This is a genomic window from Cohnella cellulosilytica (assembly GCF_042431195.1).
Lineage (GTDB): Bacteria > Bacillota > Bacilli > Paenibacillales > Paenibacillaceae > Cohnella > Cohnella cellulosilytica.
The window spans coordinates 41719-64094 of record NZ_JBHMDN010000022.1 but is presented as its reverse complement, the minus strand read 5'-3'; the positions used below and the strand labels follow the sequence as shown (position 1 = coordinate 64094).

At 57.5% G+C, this 22376-nt stretch carries 17 protein-coding genes, 1 pseudogene and 1 other annotated feature; all 18 genes and pseudogenes read right to left on the bottom strand.

What is annotated here, in order from left to right; translation table 11 throughout:
- Positions 1-326: 326 nt before the first annotated feature.
- Positions 327-3407: an ATP-binding protein gene (locus tag ACFFT4_RS17735; RefSeq protein WP_378049882.1), complete on the bottom strand. Its 3081-nt coding sequence runs from the start codon at positions 3405-3407 to the stop codon at positions 327-329.
- Positions 3407-4555, bottom strand: a complete 1149-nt coding sequence (locus ACFFT4_RS17730) for a response regulator (RefSeq protein WP_378049880.1) — start codon at positions 4553-4555, stop codon at positions 3407-3409. Before ACFFT4_RS17730 ends, ACFFT4_RS17735 begins: the two co-directional genes overlap by 1 nt.
- 3 nt (positions 4556-4558) lie before the next feature.
- A complete protein-coding gene (locus ACFFT4_RS17725) occupies positions 4559-5263 on the bottom strand; it encodes a hypothetical protein (protein WP_378049878.1) in 705 nt (234 codons plus the stop codon).
- Positions 5260-6117, bottom strand: a complete 858-nt coding sequence (locus ACFFT4_RS17720; RefSeq protein WP_378049876.1) for an ATP-binding cassette domain-containing protein — start codon at positions 6115-6117, stop codon at positions 5260-5262. Before ACFFT4_RS17720 ends, ACFFT4_RS17725 begins: the two co-directional genes overlap by 4 nt.
- 164 nt (positions 6118-6281) lie before the next feature.
- A complete protein-coding gene (gene rpoC / locus ACFFT4_RS17715; RefSeq protein ID WP_378049874.1) occupies positions 6282-9905 on the bottom strand; it encodes a DNA-directed RNA polymerase subunit beta' in 3624 nt (1207 codons plus the stop codon).
- 45 nt (positions 9906-9950) lie between these two features.
- The gene (gene rpoB / locus ACFFT4_RS17710; protein ID WP_378049872.1) at positions 9951-13496 is read right to left on the bottom strand and encodes a DNA-directed RNA polymerase subunit beta; all 3546 of its coding nucleotides are present in this window, start codon (positions 13494-13496) and stop codon (positions 9951-9953) included.
- A gap of 246 nt (positions 13497-13742) precedes the next feature.
- Positions 13743-14357 (bottom strand): class I SAM-dependent methyltransferase, encoded by a 615-nt coding sequence (locus ACFFT4_RS17705; protein ID WP_378049871.1) that lies wholly within the window; start codon positions 14355-14357, stop codon positions 13743-13745.
- Between the two features lie 158 nt (positions 14358-14515).
- A complete protein-coding gene (gene rplL, locus ACFFT4_RS17700) occupies positions 14516-14881 on the bottom strand; it encodes a 50S ribosomal protein L7/L12 (protein WP_378049869.1) in 366 nt (121 codons plus the stop codon).
- Between the two features lie 69 nt (positions 14882-14950).
- A complete protein-coding gene (gene rplJ / locus ACFFT4_RS17695; RefSeq protein ID WP_378049867.1) occupies positions 14951-15451 on the bottom strand; it encodes a 50S ribosomal protein L10 in 501 nt (166 codons plus the stop codon).
- 54 nt (positions 15452-15505) lie between these two features.
- Positions 15506-15719, bottom strand: a sequence feature (ribosomal protein L10 leader region).
- A 68-nt stretch (positions 15720-15787) separates the two neighbouring features.
- A complete protein-coding gene (gene rplA / locus ACFFT4_RS17690) occupies positions 15788-16480 on the bottom strand; it encodes a 50S ribosomal protein L1 (RefSeq protein WP_378049865.1) in 693 nt (230 codons plus the stop codon).
- A 116-nt stretch (positions 16481-16596) separates the two neighbouring features.
- Complete coding sequence (gene rplK, locus ACFFT4_RS17685; protein WP_378049863.1) at positions 16597-17022, bottom strand: 50S ribosomal protein L11; 426 nt, start codon at positions 17020-17022, stop codon at positions 16597-16599.
- Between the two features lie 86 nt (positions 17023-17108).
- The gene (gene nusG / locus ACFFT4_RS17680) at positions 17109-17642 is read right to left on the bottom strand and encodes a transcription termination/antitermination protein NusG (protein WP_116065542.1); all 534 of its coding nucleotides are present in this window, start codon (positions 17640-17642) and stop codon (positions 17109-17111) included.
- Positions 17643-17667: 25 nt separating this feature from the next.
- Positions 17668-17877 (bottom strand): preprotein translocase subunit SecE, encoded by a 210-nt coding sequence (gene secE / locus ACFFT4_RS17675; protein WP_378049861.1) that lies wholly within the window; start codon positions 17875-17877, stop codon positions 17668-17670.
- 17 nt (positions 17878-17894) lie between these two features.
- Positions 17895-18044 (bottom strand): 50S ribosomal protein L33, encoded by a 150-nt coding sequence (gene rpmG, locus ACFFT4_RS17670; RefSeq protein ID WP_094050645.1) that lies wholly within the window; start codon positions 18042-18044, stop codon positions 17895-17897.
- Between the two features lie 364 nt (positions 18045-18408).
- Entirely contained in the window at positions 18409-19839 is a 1431-nt protein-coding gene (locus ACFFT4_RS17665) for an aldehyde dehydrogenase family protein (RefSeq protein ID WP_378049858.1), read from the bottom strand.
- A gap of 103 nt (positions 19840-19942) precedes the next feature.
- Positions 19943-20599 (bottom strand): RNA polymerase sporulation sigma factor SigH, encoded by a 657-nt coding sequence (gene sigH / locus ACFFT4_RS17660; RefSeq protein WP_378049856.1) that lies wholly within the window; start codon positions 20597-20599, stop codon positions 19943-19945.
- 171 nt (positions 20600-20770) lie between these two features.
- Entirely contained in the window at positions 20771-21319 is a 549-nt protein-coding gene (locus tag ACFFT4_RS17655; protein ID WP_378049854.1) for an NYN domain-containing protein, read from the bottom strand.
- Positions 21312-22094: pseudogene (rlmB, locus tag ACFFT4_RS17650) on the bottom strand (23S rRNA (guanosine(2251)-2'-O)-methyltransferase RlmB); the annotation flags it as partial. The gene ACFFT4_RS17655 and the pseudogene rlmB, both read right to left, overlap by 8 nt.
- Between the last annotated feature and the right edge of the window lie 282 nt (positions 22095-22376).

Below are 22376 nucleotides of genomic sequence, written 5' to 3'. Positions count from 1 at the left end.
GGGACCAATTCGCATCTTCCTTTCCATAGTCGCCTTCATTCGCTTAGTCCGGATTTCTCAGCCCAGCATATCCGACGGCACCTTAAAGAAACCTTAAAAGTCGACATTTTTCTCCAACCAAGCATAAACGGCTTACGCCGTCCTTGGGATCGGCGGGATAACGTTTATGTCGGAGGTGATTCAGATAAGTATGCGAATTTTATACTTTCTGAATCACCAAGCAAAAACGCCTGCGGCGTCCATAAGACGGCGAACGCGTTTTTGTCGGAGACGATACAGACAAAAAAGACCCTCATCGAAAATGATGAGAGCCTGTCGCGTCAACTTTACGGTGCCGCCCGCCGATGCGAAGAAACAGAAACGGGAATTCGCACGGTAACCTTCGTTCCGCGTCCCGGCTCGCTTTCGAGCTCGAGCGAAATCCCGTACTCGTATTTCAACCGCTTGTCGATATTTTGCAGCCCGACCCCTTGCGGATCGTCCGCATCCGTTCGTTCGAGCAGCGCCTTCAGCCGTTCGGGCGCGATTCCGACGCCGTCGTCGGCAACGATGAAACGCCACGTTCCTTTCGACCGATCCGCCGTCATCGTCACGGTGCCGCCCTCCAGCCGATCGCCGATGCCGTGGCGAATCGCATTTTCTACAAGCGGCTGCAGCAGAAGCGGCGGCATGCGCAGGCTGTAGGCGGACTCCGGAATATGGTAATCAAAGCGAATCCGATCTTTAAACCGGGCCCGCTCGATTTCCACGTACGTTCGGATAAGGCTGAATTCTTCTTCAAAGCCGATGCGCTCTTCCGTATTGCTGAACCGGAAGCTGCCGCGCAAGTAATCGGCGAGATCCACAATCATCCTCCGCGCGCGCTCGACATCGGTATAGCTCGAGGCCACAATGCTGTTAAGCACGTTATACATAAAATGAGGCTTGATCTGCGATTGCAGAAACGCCAGCTCCATGCGTACCGCTCGCCCGAGCGATTCCTTCACCGCGAGCAAGCTGCCGATTCGGGCCTTAAGCTCCTCCAGATCAAACGGCTTCGGCAAGTAATCGTTCGCTCCCGCCTGGAAGGCGGCCACCTTATCCTGGGGCTGAATGGCCGCGGTAACCATCAGGACGGGCAGCTCCAGCAGCGAGTAACGCTTGCGAATCTCCTGGCACGTCTCATAACCCGATATGCCCGGCATCATCAAATCGAGAATGACGAGATCGATTCGGCCCGAGCGGTCGATCTGCTCCAGCGCCTCGTAGCCGTTCTTGACCGCGATCACGCGATAATCGAGAGTTTGCAGCGCATCCAGCAGCACCTTCAGGTTTACGTACTGATCGTCGACGATCAGCACCGTATGCTTGCCGTCCCGATTCGTCTCATACGGCGTCGCGAAGGAGTATTCGGTTTCCTTGGGCACGACCGCAGAGCCGGAATAAGACAAGCTCGGTGCCTTCTCGCTCCGCTGATTGGCGATCGGAAGCGTGAACGTAAAGGTCGAACCGGCCCCCGGAGCGGAAGACACCGTAAGCGTTCCTTTTTGCAGCTCGACCAGCTGCTTGGCGATCGCCAGCCCTAACCCGAAGCCGCGCTGCCGATTGCCCTCGAGCGATTTGAACGGCTCGAAAATAAACGGGATATCGCGAGGGTCGATGCCTTTCCCCGTATCCTGAACGGCGATTTCAAGCCAGCCTCCCCGTTCTCTCCCCATAACGACGATCCTTCCGTTCTCCGTATGCTTGATCGCGTTGTCGAGCAAGTTGCCGATCACCTGGCTCAGACGGATTTCGTCGGCGTAAGCGAACGGCAGTTGTCCGGGCACCAGGTTGACCAGCTGAATCCGGTTTTCCGTGCACAGATAGGAATAGAAGCGCACTTGCGCCTCGGCGACCGAACGAACGTCGATCGGCGCCGGAACGATCCTCAGCTCGCCCTGCTTCAGCTTGGATAAATCCAAAATGTCGTAAACAAGCTGGGAAAGCTTCCGCGTAATATCGGTAATCAGTTGAAGCTTTTCCCGCTGCTCCGTTGTCGGCGGATAGGAGGCGTCGTCCAGCATCGACCGGGAAATGTTCATTAGCCCGTGGAGCGGCGTCTTGAATTCGTGCGAGGTTCTTGCCAGGAAGTCGTCCTTCAGCTTGTCCGCTTCCAGCAGCTTCCCGGACAGCTCCTCGATTTTCTGGAACGCGTTCGAGAACCGGAGCGACATCAACAGCGCGAGCATCAGCAGAACGAGGAAAGGCTCGACCGGCGGGAGCGAATAGATCGGCACGGCGAAATACACGTTCATGTTCTGATTCAGAACCAGGGCGTTTAACGCCATCGCCGCCACGGCCAAATAACCGCTGCCCGGAACTTTGTGCAGGGCCGTATAGACGAAGACGTACGTGGCGTACAACAGCGCAAACGTCACGTAAAACGACGTCAGCTGCCGAAACAGCCCCGTCGACAGCTCGACCGCGAAGCCGCAATTCAGCGCGGCGAGGACCGCCCCAGCAATCAGCCCGCCCCGGGTGAGCCACTTTAAGTTATAAGGCCGAAAAGCGGTATACACATATAGAAAAAATCCGAGCCCTACGCCAACCGTCGAAACCATCTGAATACGGAAATATAGCCAGAACGGAAACGAGCCGACCGCATCGAAAAGAACCCTCTCGCCGCTGACGCTGGTGAATACGGCGATAAACAAGCATATGGCGCCGAATACCGCATACGACAAATCGTTTCTTCGCTGGGAGAACAAGCCGATGAAATATAGCCCCATAATCAGAAAAGCGGTTAATGCAATCCAGTCATGAGCCGTCGCTCGCTGGCGAAGTCCGGCGATTTGATCCGCCTCGCCCAAGTGAAGGGATTCGCCGATCCCGCTGCCTGCCCGGAACTCGTAGTTGGCCGCCTCGATCAGAATCTCATTCCAGCCCGGCCGTAAATTGAAATAGCTGACATAGGGTTTATTTAGCGCCCGGTAATGCGGCTTCTCCGCCGGATTGCCGCTTGCTCCGACGACTTTTCCGTTGACGACGAGACGGTTGGAGATGAGGATTGCCGCCGTTTTTAATCCGTATACCTCGCTTGCATCGCCGATTTGAATCCGCAGCCGATAGGTTGCCATGCCGAGCGTATCCATCTGCTTGGACCAATATCCGGGGACCTGAATCCTATCGGGCGTTAATCCCGCCGCGGCGTCGGTCGAAGCAAACTCGGGAGCGGAGGAAAACAGCAGCCGATTCGGATAAAGCTCCCACTCCCCGTCCAGCCGCACAATTCCGTCTTCGTCGAAATTCCAAGCGGTCAAGTCCATTAAACCGTTCTCCGCCAAGGGCATAGGCTTCTTATGAACAGAGAAGTAGGCCAACAGCGCCCCATAGGTTGCCAGCAACAGAGACAGCGTGATGATCGCGGCCGCGACTTTTTTTCTCATCAGGCCTGCCGCTCCGTCTTTTCTTTCGTTTGTCGGATAAGCAGCAGCGTCTCTTCCTCCAGCTCGGCTCCCAATTGGACGCGTACGGCTTGCTCCAGCTGCCGGCAGACGCGAAGCGCCTCGTTGCGATTGCCAGTCTTCAGGTGCAGTTGGATCAGCTCGCGCCCGTCGATCTCCGAATCGGGGACAAGAGACAGCAGGCTTTGCAGGCTGTCCGCCGCCAGGGCAAGATTGCCCCGACTGCGGAAATGCGCATATCCTTTACGAAGCGCGCGAGCGTAATCGGCTTTCAGTTCCAACTGCCTGGGAGCGGCCCATCCGAAATCGCAAGCCTCCATATACTCGCCTTCGTACAATCGCTTCAAATTGTCGAATAACCCGACATCCATCTCGTCTGCCGCCCTTGCTTTGGCCAGCTGCCTTTCGAATTCGGTTACGTCGACCGTCGCCCCGTCCATGACTGCGACGAACCCTTGATCCGCTTTGAGAATCCGGATCGGAAGCCGATGCTCCGTCAAGCTTCTTCTTAAATAGGACAGACAGGTATATAAGTACGTTTTCGCCTTGTTCAAGTCGTGTTCCGGCCAGAGCGCCTCGATGATCGCCGCCGTATGGACGGCCTTTCCCGCGTGGTGGATCAGAAACGCGCACAGCTCCTTCTCTTTTTTCGTCTTCCAGGTCAGCACCTTGTTTCCGGAGCCCGGCAAATCGATATGAAAGCCGCCCAGACAGCGGACAGCCGGAGGAAATCCTGCGCTCGCCGGACCCTGAACGACAGGCTCCGGCAGGATCTGCTGCCGAATGCGCGCGACCGATTTCCGAAGTCTGTCCTGTGTGAACGGCTTCAGAAGATAATCGGTCGATTGGATTTCGAACGCTTCCACCGCATATTCCGCATAAGCCGTCGTGAATACAATCGGCATTCGGGGAACCCTGCTTCTGATTTTTCTGGCGGCTTCCATGCCCTTCATTCCCGGCATTTGGTTATCCAGGAATACTGCATCCACAGAGATACGGCCTAAATCTTCAATCGCTTGCAGCGGATTGAGATACCTGCCCGCAATCTGGACATCCCCAATCTGTCCGAGCAGAATCTCCAGCAAATCCAGCGCGTCTTCTTCGTCGTCTATGAGCATTACGCGAATCATCGGCTATAGCCTCCTGATTTTCATCAGTCGCAAATAAACTACCCCCAAAATCAAGCTATAAATCGGCGGGGCAAGCAAGGCGAACGCTGCCTCCGCCGTCGAGACCGTTTCGTAACGGTTAAAGACGTCGATCAGCGAAAATACCGGCGGAAGCAAATGCACGACAAAGCCCGCCGATTCGGGAAGCGAATCCCGAATGCCGCCCGCGGCGAAGGAAAGCGACAGCGCCAGAACCAGACCGATGATGGCGTAATTCAGTTTTCCGATTAACTTGCAGGTAAACAGATAAGAGATCCCGACTCCCAGCAGCGCCAATCCCATATGACCGGCCAATCCCGCCAGAATTTCTCCGACTCCGGGCTGCCTGTCGAACTTCTCTAATACGATGGGGTAAAAGGTCGCAACCAGCGTCAGCAGTCCGCAGGCTCCGGCCATGAGCAGCCATCTGCCGACATGATACGCCATCCATCCTCCGGAATGCAGCACGCCGACAAGCTGCTGCGTTTCGTCTTCGGCGTCCACGAATCCGAAGCCTAACCACGCAGCGGTCAAAAACGTTAAAGAAACCGTCAAAGAATAACTGGGCATGACCGGATTCGGCACAACGCCGTAAATGAAAACGAGAAAAATCGCGAATGCCAGGAGCGGACCGACGTAGCGATAGGATCTGGCGTAGTCCCGGAAAGCATAACGCATCATGCCTATCATTCCGCGACATCCCTCCCTTTTTCCTCCGCGACGGAAACAATGCTTCCCCCGGAGTTCAATACGGCGAGCAGGAAAGCGTCTGCTTGGTCGGCCTGCACGGAAACCGCCCAGCCCGCCTGTCCTCTCTCCCTGCTTATTGATCCCTCGAAGCCGGCGCATGCTTCCCGGGCCATTGCTTCCTCCAATCGGAATTCGATTCTCTTGGTGCGGAGCGGCGCTCCCCTCGCCCCTTCCTCGTCGATGAGCTTCCCCTCTGCCAGTCGCACGATCCGGTCGGCAATCCGCTGCGCAAGCAGGAGTTCATGCGACGAGTACACAATCGAGATTCCCTTGGCTTTTAGAATGACTAACGCTTCGGTCAGTTCTTCGCGCGTCCGATCGTCCAACCCGGACAAAGGCTCGTCCAACAGCAGCAGTTCGGGTTCCTCCAACAAGGCCTGCATCAAATTCACTTTCTGCAGCATCCCTTTAGAGTAATTTCTTAAACGTCCAGAGTTGGGGGGAAGCTGGAACAGCTCCATCAATTCGGCTATTCGCCGTTCCGACTGTTCGAGACTCATCCCTCTAACACCACTCATTGCCCTCAAGTATTCCTCGGCCGTAAAGCGAAGTTTGGGAAAACGATCCGGCGCAAACCCGATTTGCTTAAACGGAAGCCTCGATCGTCTCTCCCCCGCATCGATTGGACTCAGTCCGCTGATGATTTTGAGAAGAGTGCTTTTGCCGGAACCGTTGCGTCCGAGCAGCGCGACGACTTCGCCGGGATGAAGCGATAGAGACAGCTTGTTCAATACGGTCTTTCCGGACAATCGACGTTTAACGTCGACAAGAGCGACAAGCGGGGTCTTCGTCATGATTTTCCTCCCGATAGCTCAAGCACAAACGCCTGCGGCGTCCACAGGACGGCGAACGCGTTTTTGTCGGAGACGATACAGACATGATTAAGGCTGAAACTTATAAATTCTGTATCGTCAAAAAAAAGCGGATACCGTTGCAGGTATCCGCTTAAGATGACTTTTTACTCCGCTCCTACAGGTTCAAGCTCTGCCGCTTCATCCGTCGGTTCGTCAAACGGCGACACGACCTTGATGTTGCGATAGCGCGCCATTCCCGTACCGGCCGGAATGAGCTTTCCGATAATGACGTTCTCCTTGAGCCCGAGCAGGCGGTCGACCTTGCCCTTGATCGCGGCATCGGTCAGAACGCGGGTCGTCTCCTGGAAGGACGCCGCCGACAGGAACGAATCCGTCTCGAGAGACGCTTTCGTAATCCCGAGCAGCACCGGACGGGCAACCGCAGGCTCCTTGTCGGACAGGATCGCTTCGCGGTTAGCCGCTTCGTACTCGTGCAGGTCGACGAACGCGCCCGGAAGCAGCGTCGTGTCGCCCGGATCCACGATGCGGATCTTGCGAAGCATCTGCTTGATCATGACCTCGATGTGCTTGTCGTTGATCTCAACGCCCTGGTTCCGATAGACGCGCTGCACCTCTTGCAGAATATAATTCTGCACCCCGCGGATGCCCTTGATGCGCAGCATCTCTTTCGGGTCGATGGAGCCGTCGGTCAGTTCGTCGCCGGCTTCGACCTGCTGGCCCTGGACGACGCGAATGCGCGAGCCGTAGCTGACCGGATAGATCTTCGATTCCGCTCCGCCCTGCAGTTCGATCTCGCGGCGATCCTTCGTCTCGCGGATCTCTTTGATGACGCCGTCGAGCTCGGAGATGATCGCTTGACCTTTCGGATTGCGCGCCTCGAACAGCTCCTGGATACGCGGCAAGCCTTGGGTGATATCGTCTCCGGCAACGCCGCCGGTGTGGAACGTACGCATCGTGAGCTGCGTTCCCGGCTCGCCGATCGATTGCGCGGCGATGATGCCGACGGATTCGCCGATCTCGACTTGCTTGCCTGTCGCCAGGTTCCGTCCGTAGCAGAGCTTGCAGACGCCGTGACGGGCACGGCAGCTCAGTACCGAACGAATCTGGATGCTCTTGATGCCCGCGCGAATGATCTCTTCCGCTTTCGGCGTATCGATCAGATCGTTGCGATGCGCGATAACTTCTTTCGTCTCCGGATGGCGGATCGTCTCGAACACGTAGCGGCCTTCGATCCGGTCGAACAGATCCTCGATGACCTCTTTGCCGTCCTCGATCCGGGAGACGGTAATGCCTTTATCCGTGCCGCAATCGTCCTCGCGAACGATGACGTCCTGCGCGACGTCGACGAGACGACGGGTCAGATAACCCGAGTCGGCGGTACGAAGCGCCGTATCGGCCAGACCTTTCCGCGCGCCGTGCGTGGAGATGAAGTACTCCAAGACCGTCAGACCTTCGCGGAAGTTCGATTTGATCGGCAACTCGATGATCCGTCCGGACGGGTTGGCCATCAGGCCGCGCATGCCGCCCAATTGGGTGATCTGCGACTTGTTGCCCCGCGCCTTGGAATCGACCATCAGCATAATGCTGTTGTAGCGATCCATGGACTTCATCAGAATGTCCGTAATCTCGTCCTTCGTCTTGCTCCAGATTTCGATGACGCGGTCGCGGCGCTCTTCGTTCGTGATCAGACCGCGGCGATACTGCGTGGTCACGACCTTGACGCGCTCTTCCGATTTCCGCAAAATTTCCTGCTTCTCCTCGGGCACGATAACGTCGGATACACCGATCGTAATCCCCGCGCGAGTCGAGTAAGTGAAGCCGAGCTGCTTGATCTTATCCAGGATTACCGACGTCTGCGTCGTATGGTAAATACGGAAGCATTCGCCGATGATGTTGCCCAGATACTCTTTGCCTACGGCTCCCGGGATCGCCGGATCCTCGATAAACTTCGAGATGTCGGCGCCCTTTTCGTAAATGAAATATTTGTCCGGCGTTCCCTTCACGAGGTTTTCTTTCGTCGCCTCGTTGATGTACGGGAACGTGTCCGGGAAAATTTCGTTGAAAATGATTTTGCCGATCGTCGTCACGATCAGAGCTTCCTGCTGCTCCGGAGTGAAGGTTTTCTTCTTCAGCTCCTTAACCGGGATAACGACGCGCGCGTGCAGCGAGACGCCTTCCGTACCGCGCTGGTAAGCGGAGACCGCTTCGTTCACGTTGGCGAACTTGAAGCCGGAGCCGTACGATTTGTTGTTGTCCATCGTCAGATAGAAGCAACCGAGCACCATATCCTGCGACGGAGTTACGACCGGCTTGCCGTCTTTCGGGTTCAGAATGTTGCCGGCAGCCAGCATCAGCAGGCGGGCTTCCGCTTGCGCTTCGGCCGACAGCGGCACGTGAACCGCCATTTGGTCGCCGTCGAAGTCGGCATTGTACGCCGTACAGACGAGCGGGTGAAGCTTGATCGCGCGGCCTTCGACCAGAATCGGTTCGAAAGCTTGAATGCCGAGTCTGTGCAGCGTCGGCGCGCGGTTCAGCAGCACCGGATGCTCCTTGATGACTTCCTCCAGCACATCCCACACTTCGGGGCTGACGCGTTCGACTTTGCGCTTCGCGCTCTTGATGTTGTGGGCCAGGCCTTTCAGCACAAGCTCCTTCATCACGAACGGCTTGAACAGCTCGAGCGCCATCTCCTTCGGAAGACCGCACTGGTACATTCTCAGACTTGGGCCTACGACGATAACGGAACGTCCGGAATAGTCGACCCGTTTGCCGAGCAGGTTCTGACGGAAGCGTCCTTGTTTCCCTTTCAGCATATGGCTGAGGGACTTCAAAGGACGGTTGCCCGGACCGGTAACCGGACGGCCGCGGCGGCCGTTGTCGATCAGGGCGTCGACGGCTTCCTGGAGCATCCGCTTCTCGTTCTGCACGATAATGTCCGGAGCTCCGAGGTCGAGCAGTCTTTTCAACCGGTTGTTCCGGTTGATGACGCGGCGATACAGGTCGTTCAAGTCGCTTGTCGCGAAACGTCCGCCGTCCAGCTGCACCATCGGGCGCAGCTCCGGAGGAATGACCGGAAGCACGTCGAGAATCATCCAGTCCGGCAGGTTGCCGGAGTTGCGGAACGATTCGATGACTTCCAGACGCTTGATCGCGCGGTTGCGGCGCTGGCCTTGGGCCGTGCGCAGCTCTTCCTTGAGCGTCTCCAGCTCGCGGTCGAGATCGATGTCCTGCAGCAGCTTCTTGACCGCTTCCGCTCCCATGCCTGCATGGAACGCGTAGCCGTACTTGTCGCGGTAGCTGCGGTATTCTTTCTCGGAGAGCAGCTGCTTCTTCTCAAGCGGCGTATCTCCCGGGTCCGTTACGACATAGGAAGCGAAGTAGATGATCTCCTCGAGCGAACGGGGAGACATATCCAGCGCCAGGCCCATGCGGCTCGGGATGCCTTTGAAATACCAGATGTGCGATACCGGAGCGGCCAGCTCGATGTGGCCCATCCGCTCGCGGCGCACCTTCGCCCGCGTTACTTCGACGCCGCAGCGATCGCAGACGACGCCTTTATAGCGAACTCTCTTGTACTTGCCGCAATGACATTCCCAGTCCTTGGTCGGTCCGAAAATCTTCTCGCAGAACAAGCCTTCTTTTTCCGGTTTCAGCGTCCGGTAGTTTATCGTCTCCGGTTTCTTGACTTCGCCTCTGGACCACGATCTGATCTTGTCGGGCGAAGCCAAACCGATCTTCATAAACTCAAAGTTATTGACGTCTAACAAGGAGCAAGCCCTCCTTCATCGTTGCTAAGATTTCGGATCCTAAAGTTATTCGACGCCGACCTCGGAACCTTCGAGATTCAGATTCAGCTTATCTCCCGCGGAATCGTCATCGTCGTCGATTTCCTTCATCTCGATCTCCTGCTCGTCTCCGGACAGAATCTTCACGTCCATGCCCAAGCTCTGGAGCTCTTTGATCAATACTTTGAACGATTCGGGAACGCCCGGCTCCGGCACGTTCTCGCCCTTGACGATCGATTCGTACGTCTTCACGCGGCCGACGACGTCATCGGACTTGACGGTCAGAATCTCTTGGAGCGTATAGGCCGCGCCGTACGCTTCGAGCGCCCATACTTCCATCTCCCCGAAGCGCTGGCCGCCGAACTGGGCTTTACCGCCGAGAGGCTGCTGCGTAACGAGCGAGTACGGACCTGTGGAACGGGCGTGGATCTTGTCGTCGACCATGTGCGCCAGCTTGATCATATACATGACGCCGACGGTAACTTCGCGTTCGAACAATTCTCCCGAACGTCCGTCGCGCAGACGCCATTTGCCGTTGCGGGCCATGCCGGCTTCTTCCATCGTGTCGAAGACGTCGTGCTCGGACGCTCCGTCGAATACCGGGGTGGCGGCGTGAATGCCGAGCAGCTTGCACGCCATGCCGAGGTGAACCTCAAGCACCTGCCCGATGTTCATCCGGGAAGGAACCCCCAGCGGGTTCAGAACGACCTGTACGGGCGTTCCGTCCGGCAGGAACGGCATATCCTCTTCCGGCAGAATGCGGGCGATAACCCCCTTGTTGCCGTGACGTCCGGCCATCTTGTCGCCCTCGGAAATCTTCCGCTTCTGGGCGATGTAGGCGCGGACGAGCTGGTTGACGCCCGGCGGCAGCTCATCGCCGTTCTCGCGGGTGAACACCTTCACGTCGACGACGATGCCGTCCGTACCGTGCGGCACGCGCAGCGACGTATCGCGCACTTCGCGCGCCTTCTCGCCGAAGATCGCGTGCAGCAGGCGCTCTTCCGCCGTCAGCTCCGTTACGCCCTTCGGCGTCACTTTGCCGACGAGAATGTCGCCCGCGCTGATCTCCGCGCCGACGCGGATAATGCCGCGCTCGTCAAGATTGCGAAGCGCGTCTTCGCCGACGTTCGGGATGTCGCGCGTAATCTCTTCCGGCCCGAGCTTCGTATCGCGCGCTTCGGACTCGTACTCCTCGATGTGGATCGAAGTGTAGACGTCCTCGCGAACGAGCTTCTCGGACAGCAGGATCGCATCCTCGTAGTTGTAGCCTTCCCACGTCATGAAGGCAACGACGACGTTGCGGCCGAGCGCGAGCTCGCCGGTGTCCGTGGAAGGACCGTCCGCCATGATGTCGCCTTTCTTGATCACGTCGCCGCGGCGAACGAGAGGGCGTTGGTTAATGCACGTCCCTTGGTTGGAGCGCATGAATTTCTGAAGCTTGTATTTGACGATGTCGCCTTTGACTTCCTTGCCGTCGATCATCTCGACCCGACGCAGCTGGATTTCATTGGCAGACACGCGTTCGATATATCCGTCGTATTTGGACACAATACATACCCCGGAGTCCTTCGCCGACTTGTGCTCCATGCCCGTGCCGACAAACGGCGCTTCCGGAACGAGCAGCGGAACGGCTTGACGCTGCATGTTCGAACCCATCAGCGCGCGGTTCGAGTCGTCGTTCTCGAGGAACGGGATCATCGCCGTCGCGACCGATACGACCTGCTTCGGAGAAACGTCCATGTAGTCGACCCGATCGCTCGGCATCGTCAGGATGTTATCCGTCTGCTTGTTGTAACGGACGATGATGTTTTCTTCTTCGAACGAGCCGTCGTCGTTCAGCCTGGCATTCGCTTGCGCGATGATATAGTTGTCCTCTTCGTCCGCCGTCATGTAGACGATCTCGTCCGTGACGCGGTTCGTGTTCGGATCGACTTTGCGGTACGGCGCTTCGATAAAACCGTACTCGTTGATTCTCGCGAACGAGGACAACGAGTTGATCAGACCGATGTTCGGTCCTTCCGGCGTCTCGATCGGGCACATGCGGCCGTAGTGGGAATTGTGAACGTCCCGGACTTCGAAGCCCGCGCGTTCCCGCGTGAGACCGCCCGGTCCGAGCGCGGACAGACGGCGCTTGTGCGTCAGCTCGGCCAACGGGTTCGTCTGATCCATAAACTGCGACAGCTGGGAGGATCCGAAGAACTCCTTGATCGCCGCAATGACCGGGCGAATGTTGATCAGCGCTTGCGGCGTGATCGCGTTCTGGTCCTGGATCGACATCCGTTCGCGAACGACCCGTTCCATCCGGGACAGACCGATGCGGAACTGATTTTGCAGCAATTCGCCGACGGAACGCAGACGACGATTGCCCAGATGGTCGATGTCGTCGGTGTTGCCGATGCCTTGCAGCAGGTTCATGAAATAGTTGATCGACGAGATAATATCCGCCGGAGTGATGTTCTTCACCACTTTGTCGATAATGCCGTTGGAAATGACCTTCACGACTCTACCGTCTTCGAGCGGGGAGAACACGTTGACCGTCTGCAGCGGAATGTCTTCCGCTTCCTGGACGCCGCCGGCTACGCGATAGTTCTTGAAGCCGACGTTCTTCTCCAGCATCGGAAGAATCTGATCAAGCAGTCTGCGATCGATCATCTGGCCGGCTTCGGCGATAATTTCGCCCGTCGAAGGATCGACCAGCGTCTCCGCGAGACGTTGGTTGAACAAGCGGTTCTTGATGTGCAGCTTCTTGTTGACCTTGTAGCGGCCGACGTTGGCCAGATCGTAGCGCTTCGGATCGAAGAAGCGGGCGATCAGCAGGCTGCGCGCGTTCTCGAGCGTAGGCGGCTCGCCCGGACGAAGGCGTTCGTAAATCTCGATGAGCGCTTTCTCGGTCGAATCCGTATTGTCCTTCTCGAGCGTGTTGCGAATAAATTCGTCCTGTCCGAGCAGATCGAGTATCTCCGCGTCGGTTCCGAAACCGAGCGCGCGAAGAAGCACCGTGACGGGAATTTTCCGCGTCCGATCGATCCGCACGTATATAATATCCTTAGCATCCGTCTCAAGCTCAAGCCAGGCTCCGCGATTCGGAATGATGGTGGCGGTATAATTCTTCTTGCCGTTCTTATCTACTTTCGTACTGAAATAGACACTCGGGGAGCGCACCAATTGACTGACGATAACGCGTTCCGCACCGTTGATAATGAACGTGCCCGTCTCCGTCATGAGCGGAAAATCGCCCATGAACACTTCCTGCTCCTTCACTTCGCCGGTTTCCTTGTTAAGCAACCGGACTTTTACGCGAAGCGGAGCCGCGAAGGTGACGTCGCGTTCCTTGGATTCGTCTACCGAATATTTCGGCTCGCCAAGGCTGTAGTCGATAAACTCCAGCACCAGGTTGCCCGTAAAATCGGAGATCGGCGAAATGTCCTGAAAAATCTCCCGCAAACCCTCGTCCAAAAATTTCTGGTACGATTGCTGCTGGATTTCGATCAGGTTCGGAACGTCCAACACTTCATGAATGCGGGCGTAGCTGCGCCGCGTACGGCGGCCATACTGAACAAGATGTCCTGCCAACTTAACCTCACCCCTTAAGTCTGCTTCAACACATAAATAAAGAAAAGCCACTTATGCGCCGAATGGCGGCACAATGGCAACTCATCCTGCCTTTACCCCAAAACAAACCCATTATACGCCAATCGCGGCGAATTTATTCCCGGGTAAAGAGCCGGAGATCGAGGGCTCCTGTGTTGAAGACAATTAGCCCATCCTAATACTGACATTTTTTAATAATACCACAGCGAAAATGTCAAGTCAAATTTTTTATTCGTTTTTTGACCGTTTGGCCCTGTAAACCCGAAATCCCTTATCCTTGGCGATTTCCGCGACTTCGTCCTCGCCAAAAATTTCTTCCAGCTTTGCCCTCGCCGAAGGGGCTCCCTGCTTGTTCTGGATGACGACCCAGAGCTCTCCTCCGGGGTTCAGCCTTCCGAACGCTTCCGAGAATACCCGATGCACGACCGCTTTGCCCGCGCGAATCGGCGGATTGGACAGAATCGCGTCGAAGCTTTCGCCCTCGACCGCTTCGTACAAATCGCTCTGCGCGAAGGAAACGTTGCCGATTCCGTTCGCTTTCGCGTTTAAACGGGCCAGCTCGACCGCTCTCTCGTTAATGTCGATCAGCTTGACATGTCCTTGCGGCGCAAGGCGGGCAGCGACAAGACCGATCGGTCCGTATCCGCAGCCGATGTCGAGAATCCGCGCATCCGCGGGAAATTCCATATGCTCGATAAGAGCCCGGCTGCCGTAGTCCACCCCGTCCCGCGAAAACACGCCCGCGTCCGAATTCAGCTTCAGACGAACGCCGCGAAGCGTCGTTTCGAAGGCGCGCCGGTCGCTCTGCGATCGAGGTTTCGCCGAATAGTAATGATCGTTCATCCCATGCACCTCCGCGCATCGGTCAGGATGCTTTCTCCAAGCGGTTTTGGAACCGCGCAATTGAAGCGGTTTGGAACACGTATTTTAAGCATGATCAACTTTGCGCATGAACAAACCCCTCGAAGAAAATCTTCAAGGGGTTCGCAAAGTCCCGTTTCTTATTTAACTTCGACTTTAGCGCCTGCTTCTTCAAGCTTGGCTTTGACAGCGTCGGCTTCTTCTTTGGAAGCTTTTTCTTTAACCGGCTTCGGAGCGTTGTCTACGAGATCCTTCGCTTCTTTCAAGCCGAGGCCCGTAATTTCGCGAACCGCTTTGATAACGTTGATTTTGGAAGCGCCGGCTTCCGTCAGAACAACGTCGAATTCCGTTTGCTCTGCAGCCGCTTCCGCAGCGCCGCCGCCTGCAACTACAGCTACAGGAGCCGCAGCCGTTACGCCGAATTCTTCTTCGATTGCTTTAACCAGATCGTTCAGTTCAAGAACGGTCATCGTTTTGATGGCTTCCAAGATTTGCTCTTTGCTCATTTGAGTATCCTCCAAGTATTGAGATCGCTGGGATCTTCTTATTTTGATATTCGTCTGGAATGACTTGCCTTACGCGCTCGCTTCGTTCTTCTCCGACACCGCTTTGACGGCGAGGGCGAAGTTGCGAACCGGAGCTTGAAGAACGCTAAGCAGCATGGACAGCAAGCCTTCGCGGGAAGGAAGATCCGCCAGCGCCTTCACTTGAGCCGCGTCGTAGAATACGCCGTCCACGATGCCGCCTTTGATTTTGAGCGCGTCGTTCTTCTTCGCAAAATCGCTGAGAATCTTGGCCGGAGCAACGGCGTCGGCGCCGAACGCAACGGCGGTCGGACCGGTCAGCACAGCCTCCAGATCGTTCAGCTCGGCGCTTGCGGCGGCGCGGCTAACCAAAGAGTTCTTCAGAACTTGGAATTCGACGCCGGCTTCGCGCAGCTGCTTGCGAAGCAGAGTGACTTGAGCTACGTTCAAGCCGCGGTAGTCGGCAACGACCGTGCTGCTGCTCTCGCGGAGCTTGGCCGCGATCGCATCGACTTCCTGCTGCTTCGCCGCGATGATTTTCGCATTTGCCATTGTGTGCACCTCCTGTGATTGTTTGGATAGTTCCGTATTTCGTCTCGCTTGATCCCGGGGCATAAGAAATGCCTCCGCAGACGTTGCGGAGGCATGGTACGATCTCGCTTCTACGCGCGGACGCATCACGCGTCCGGCATACAAGAAAAGCTCTATTCACACACCTCGGCAGGAAATTAAGCATGGCGACGGTCGGATCGCCGGCAATTGCCGTTCAATCGCGTTCGCGCCCTGCACCTACGGTCTACGGTATCCATATTCGTTTGTCAACTTCATCAGATTACCATTAAGGCAGCCCGATGTCAAAAACCGTTTGTTGCCAGCTTTCCGGAAGGATTAGCGATATGCCGCCGCTTCAACGCGAGCGCCCGGTCCCATCGTCGAGGAAATCGAGATGTTCTTCAGGTAAATTCCTTTGGAAGACGCCGGCTTGGCGCGGTTCAACGCGTCGATCAGAGCTTTCAGGTTTTCGTTCAGCTTCTCGGAGTCGAACGATACCTTGCCGATCGGAGCGTGAATTTGCCCGGCCTTGTCCAGACGATATTCGATTTTACCGGCTTTGATCTCCTGGATGGCTCTCGTAACGTCGTTCGTTACAGTGCCGGCCTTAGGGTTCGGCATCAAGCCTTTGCCCCCGAGAATACGGCCGAGTTTACCGACTTCGCCCATCATGTCCGGCGTTGCGACGCAGACGTCGAACTCGAACCATCCTTGCTGGATTTTGTTGATGAGCTCGGCATCTCCTACGTAATCCGCTCCGGCAGCTTCCGCTTCCTTCAGCTTGTCGCCTTTCGCGAATACGAGAACGCGCTGCGTTTTGCCGGTGCCGTGAGGCAGTACGACTACGCCGCGGACCGCTTGGTCTTGCTTTCTCGGATCGACGCCGAGACGGACGGCGGCTTCGACGGTTTCGTCGAATTTGGCCGTTGCCGCTTTCTTGACAAGCTCGATCGCTTCGAGCGACTCGTAAGTCGCGTCGCGGTCGATCAGCTTGGCGGCTTCTCTGAATTTCTTGCCGTGTTTAGCCAAGTTGTTCTCCTCCTTGTGTGGTAGTAACGGTGTGTTTCAATCCGCGCGACTCGGCGCAGATTGTCCCTCCCACTCGCGCGTCCGTGCGGACACGCGGAATCGCCGCGGGGGCGATATTAGTCTTCGATCGCGACGCCCATGCTGCGGGCCGTACCTTCGACCATACGCATTGCAGCTTCTACGGAAGCCGCGTTCAAGTCTTGCATCTTCTGCTCGGCGATCTCGCGAACTTTCGCGCGCTTGACCGTAGCGACTTTCTTCTTGTTCGGCTCGCCGGAACCTTTTTGGATTCCCGCCGCTACGCGAAGCAGTACCGCTGCCGGAGGAGTTTTCGTCTCGAACGTGAAGGAACGATCCTCGAATACGGAAATGACGACCGGAATAACCAGGCCGGCTTGATCCGCCGTGCGAGCGTTGAACTCTTTACAGAATTGCATGATGTTAACGCCGGCTTGACCGAGCGCAGGACCGATCGGCGGCGCAGGGTTAGCTTTACCCGCGTTAACTTGCAACTTTACCAGCTTGATCACTTTCTTTGCCATGTTGCACACCTCCCTGACCCATAATGCGGTTTAACGGAACTCTCGTTCCTCCCGCTCTTTCCAAGAAACCCGAACTGCAAAGATACTTATATCTTCTCCACTTGAGTGAAATCCAACTCAACCGGGGTTTCCCTGCCGAACATGTTGACGTGCACCTTCAGCTTGCTCTTGTCGGCGAGAATTTCTTCCACGGACCCGACAAAATTGGCGAAAGGCCCGACTTTGACGCGGACGTTCTCTTTCAGCTCGAAATCGACGGCCGGCTTCGGCTCGTCCATGCCCATGTGACGCAGAATTCCTTCCACCTCGTCAGGCAGGAGCGCCGTCGGCTTCGATCCCGATCCGGTGGAGCCGACAAAGCCGGTAACGCCCGGCGTATTGCGGACCACGTACCAAGAATCGTCCGTCTGGATCATCTCCACGAGGACGTAGCCCGGATACACTTTGCGCATAACCGTCTTTTTCTTGCCGTCCTTGTTGACGATCTCCTCTTCCATCGGCACGAGGACGCGGAAGATTTTGTCTTGCATACCCATAGATTCCACGCGCTTCTCCAGGTTCGCCTTAACCTTGTTCTCGTACCCGGAGTACGTGTGCACTACGTACCATCTTTTCTCCATGGAAAAGCCACCTTTGGTTCCTGCGTCAGATGATCAGATCGACGAGGGATGAAATACCGATGTCCAGCACCCAGAAGTAGAGCGTTACCAGCACCACGGTCACAATAACGATGAGCGTGTAGCTTACGAGCTCTTTCCGGTTGGGCCAACGGACCTTCTTTAGTTCGTTCCAGCTGTCGGCAAAAAACGAAAAAAAGGACCCAAAGTTTTGCTTCATTTTAGCCAGGAAAGTCACATTCCTACCTCCTAGAGTTACCGCGTCTCGCGATGAGGAGTATGTTCATTGCAAAATTTGCAGAACTTCTTCAACTCGATGCGATCGGCGTGAGTCCGTTTATTCTTGCTCGACGTGTAGTTCCGTTGCTTGCAGCTTGTGCAAGCCAGCGTGATGATCACCCGCATCCCTTCCACCTCCCGGGATCATGACTTCATAAAAATACAACCATTCGGCGGAAACTCCAGCTTGGCGAACCAAGGCTGAGTTTGGAACCGCGATCCGATGGCAGGCCATCAAGACAACAATTCCTGGTGTTTCGCCGATGATTCAGAGCCAGCGCATAAGAAACCACGTTAAGGTTACTAAAATAATTTATCACAGGGGGGTATCGATGTCAACGAAAACCGTCTGGGCGTATCCGACACCGGTTTAGTACCATTCTTCCTGTTTTCGTTCTATTTAATCGCCGGCTCCCGAAAAAAGATATTTGTAGAAATTGTGAGAACCGGATTTTTGTATACGCGCTTATAGTATAGGAACGTCCCCGGACTAGCCGAGCCGCTTGTTGATGACGACCAGCTTCGTTTCCGTCATCTCCTCGACCGCGTATTTGACGCCCTCCCGGCCGATCCCGCTTTCCTTGACGCCGCCGTACGGCATATGGTCGACGCGGAAGGTCGGGATGTCGTTGATCATGACGCCGCCTACCTTCAGCCGTTCCGCAGCCCGAAGCGCCGTGAACAGATTGGACGTGTACACGCCCGCCTGCAAGCCGTAGTCCGAATCGTTCACCGCGTCGATCGCCTCGTCCATCGACTTCACGCTGTCGATGACGACAATCGGCGCGAACGCCTCGCGGCACGACACCTTCATCTCCCGCCCCGCCTCCGTAATGACGGTCGGCTCCAGCACGCCGCCGCTGACGCCGCCGCCGGCCGCAAGCTTCGCCCCGCCGTCGACCGCTTCCCGAATCCAGCTCAGCGCCCGCTCCGTCTCCCGCGCGGAGATCATCGCCGACAGATCGGTCTGCGGATCGAGCGGGTCTCCCCGCTTAAGCTTCCGGGCGGCCTCGGCGAACTTGCGAACGAAGCTCCCGTAAAGCTCCTCATGAACGTAAATCCGCTGAAGAGAGATGCATATCTGCCCCTGGTTGGAAAATGCTCCGGTCGCGCAGCGCGGCACGATCGCGTCCAGGTCGACATCCTTGTCGACGATCAGCGCCGAGTTGGAGCCAAGCTCGAGCGTGACGCGCTTGAGCCCCGCGCCGGCGCGAATGCTCTTGCCCACCTCGGGACTGCCGGTGAACGTGATCATCGCGACCCGCTCGTCCGCGACGAGCGCGGCTCCGGCGATCTCGCCGGGGCCCGGCACGACGTTCAGCGCGCCGGGAGGCAGTCCGGCTTCGGCAAACAGCTCCGCGATGTACAGCGCCGACAGCGGCGTCTGCTCCGCCGGCTTCAGCACGACCGTATTGCCGGCGGCGATCGCCGGGCCGACCTTGTGCGCGACCAGGTTAAACGGGAAGTTGAACGGCGTGATCGCCCCGATGACGCCGAGCGGCTCGCGCACCGTATAGGCCAATCTGTCTTCTCCGCCCGGAGCGGCGTCGAGCGGAATCGTCTCCCCGCCGATTCGTTTCGCCTCCTCCGCGGCGAATTTGTAGGTCTGCACCGTGCGCCCGATCTCCGCTCTCGCCGCCTTGATCGGCTTGGCCGCCTCCAGCGCGACCAGCCGCGCCGCCTCTTCGGAACGGCCGTCAAGCAGCGCGGCGACCCGCTCGAGTACGGCCGCGCGCTCATGCGCCGGCAGCGCGGCCATCGCTGCCTTCGCCTCGGTTGCGGCGCCAACGGCTTTGCCCGTCTCCTCCTTGTCGGCCGCGGGAACCTTGGCGATTACCTCTCCCGTATACGGCGAGCGCAATTCCTCGTATCGCCGGGCCTCCTCCCGACGCCCGCCTATCAACAGCTTTTTCTCCTCCACGTCCTCCCGCTCCTTTCTCCCTCCGCCTGTCGGCTCCGAAAGCCGTAAAAAAAGCAGCTTCATATGGGCTGCTTGTTCTATACCGCATTATGGATGAATCGAATCAGTGCTGACTGCTTATGTCGCGAACTTCCAGGTACCGTTCGAGCTTGCGCTTGACGCGCTGCAGAGCGTTGTCGATCGACTTCACGTGTCTGTCCAGATCGACCGCGATTTCCTGGTAAGAGCGGCCGTCCAGGTAAAGCATGAGCACCTTGCGTTCCAGATCGCTCAGAATTTCGGTCATCTTGTCTTCAAGCCCGTAAAATTCCTCTTGGTTGATGATCATTTCCTCCGGGTCGCACACCCGGGAGCCGCAGATGACGTCGAGCAGCGTTCGGTCCGAATCCTCGTCGTAGATGGGCTTATCCAAGGAAACGTAGGAATTGAGGGGGATATGCTTCTGACGGGTGGCCGTCTTGATCGCGGTAATGATCTGCCGGGTAATGCACAGCTCCGCGAAAGCCTTGAAGGAAGCCAGCTTGTCGCCCTTGAAGTCGCGAATCGCCTTGTAGAGGCCGATCATGCCTTCCTGAACGATATCCTCCCGCTCCGCTCCGATCAGGAAGTAGGACCGCGCCTTGGCGCGCACAAAATTGCGATATTTATGAATGAGGTACTCTAACGCTCCGCTATCTCCCAAGCGAACGAATTCAACGATGTCCTCGTCGGCCCTGAAGTCGTACTCAAGCGTTGCCAGTCTCTCCAAGTCGACGCTCACGAACATCCCTCCGGTCTGCATTGGCGTACTGGAACCTCTTACTCTACCAAACTATTATCAATATACTTGATCTGACGCATAGCGTCAATGGATTTGCCGTTATTCGCCTTCGAGCCGCAGTGGTAAAACTGTAAATTAAAGCCACAATTCGACACAATCTCTCCCCATTCGTCACGAATCTTTAAGCCCTCTTCTCATCCGCTCCAGCCGCGCCTGCACCTCTTCCGGCAAAATGCTTTCCACCGGATTTTTTTTCAGCTGCTTGTCGCTCGCGATCGTCGTCCGGATATCGACGCTGCTCTGCCGGACCGCGTGCCGCAGCTCGCGCGCCGACACCCGCAGCGCTCCGCGCCCGAAGACGACGTGCTGTTCGACAAGATCGGAGGTGGCGACGTACACGTTGCGCTTGACCGACAGCCACTCTCCGACGAGCCTCTCGATGCATTCGTCGGCCGTCTCCCGCTCGCGCGTGTAGACGACGCTGAATTTTTTTCGCGGACGGTATTCCTTGCCGGTGCCGGGAACGCGGAACGCGTCGAAAACGACGATCAGGACAAGCCCCGCGAAGCCTTGATACTCGGACAGCATCTCCAGCAGACGGTCGCGGGCGTCCTCCAGCCGCTCTTCCTTGAGCGGAACCAGCTCCGGCCACGAGCCGATCATATTATAGCCGTCGACGAGCAGAACGTCCTCTCTCTGGAACGTCCTGCCTTCACGCATGACCGGAAGGGGCCGCCGGCGACGGGGAGCTTCCGCTGTTCGCTTGTCCGCGCTGGCGGACGACTTCGTACAGAATGACGCCCGCGGCTACGGACGCGTTCAACGAATTGATCCGGCCGGCCATCGGCAGCGACAAAATAAAGTCGCACCGCTCCTTCACGAGCCGGGACAGGCCCTGCCCCTCGTTGCCGATTACGATGGCGAGCGGCCCGGTCAGGTTCGTGTCGTAGAAGCCCTCCCGCGCCCCGACGTCCGCTCCGGCGATCCACAGCCCCGCCTCCTTGAGCTTCTCCATCGTCTGCACGAGATTCGCCACGCGGGCGACCGGGACGTATTCGACGGCGCCGGCCGACGTCTTGGCGACGACCGCGGTCAGGCCGGCGCTGCGCCGTTTCGGCACGATGACGCCGTGCACGCCGGTACAGTCGGCCGTCCGCAAAATCGAACCCAAATTGTGCGGGTCCTCGACCTCGTCCAGCAGCACGATGAGCGGCGCCTCGCCCCGCTCCGCGGCGCGGGCCAGCAGCTCGTCCACATCGGCATAGGCGACGGCCGCCGCTTGCGCGACGACGCCCTGGTGCGGCATGTCCGGCACGAGCCGGTCCAGCTTGCTCTTGTCCACCTGCTGCACGACGATGCCCCGCGCTTTCGCTTCCTCCGCAATCGGCTGCAAGAGCGAACGCTGCGCCTGCGCGGAGATGAATATTTTGTTGATCGAGCGTCCCGCCCTGAGCGCCTCCAGCACGGGATGCTTGCCGGCGACGTACTCCTCTTCGCTATTTAACGCAGCTTCCTCGAAGTCGCGGTCGTCATGCGGCCGCGGTCTGCGCGGCTGCGCGGCTTCCGCTCCGGCCTGCTGCGGTCTGCGCGGCTGCGCGGCATCCTCTCTCGCTTGCTGCGATCTGCGCGGCGTCGCGGCTTCCGCTCCGGCCTGGTGCGGTCTGCGCGGCTGCGCGCCTTCCTCTTTCGCCGGCTTGCGGTCGCCGCGCCAGGACGGCTGGCCTCCCGGACTGCGTCCGCCCTTGCCTCCGGAGGCCGGCTTCCCCCCCTGGGAGGA

Coding starts and splice junctions, on each gene's coding strand:
- ACFFT4_RS17725 (WP_378049878.1), bottom strand. CDS start 5,263: ATGATAGGCATGATGCGTTATGCTTTCCGGGACTACGCCAGATCCTAT.
- ACFFT4_RS17655 (WP_378049854.1), bottom strand. CDS start 21,319: ATGCGTGAAGGCAGGACGTTCCAGAGAGAGGACGTTCTGCTCGTCGAC.
- rplK (WP_378049863.1), bottom strand. CDS start 17,022: ATGGCAAAGAAAGTGATCAAGCTGGTAAAGTTGCAAGTTAACGCGGGT.
- ACFFT4_RS17705 (WP_378049871.1), bottom strand. CDS start 14,357: ATGAACGATCATTACTATTCGGCGAAACCTCGATCGCAGAGCGACCGG.
- rpmG (WP_094050645.1), bottom strand. CDS start 18,044: ATGCGGGTGATCATCACGCTGGCTTGCACAAGCTGCAAGCAACGGAAC.
- rplL (WP_378049869.1), bottom strand. CDS start 14,881: ATGAGCAAAGAGCAAATCTTGGAAGCCATCAAAACGATGACCGTTCTT.
- ACFFT4_RS17735 (WP_378049882.1), bottom strand. CDS start 3,407: ATGAGAAAAAAAGTCGCGGCCGCGATCATCACGCTGTCTCTGTTGCTG.
- nusG (WP_116065542.1), bottom strand. CDS start 17,642: ATGGAGAAAAGATGGTACGTAGTGCACACGTACTCCGGGTACGAGAAC.
- rplJ (WP_378049867.1), bottom strand. CDS start 15,451: ATGGCAAATGCGAAAATCATCGCGGCGAAGCAGCAGGAAGTCGATGCG.
- ACFFT4_RS17730 (WP_378049880.1), bottom strand. CDS start 4,555: ATGATTCGCGTAATGCTCATAGACGACGAAGAAGACGCGCTGGATTTG.
- ACFFT4_RS17720 (WP_378049876.1), bottom strand. CDS start 6,117: ATGACGAAGACCCCGCTTGTCGCTCTTGTCGACGTTAAACGTCGATTG.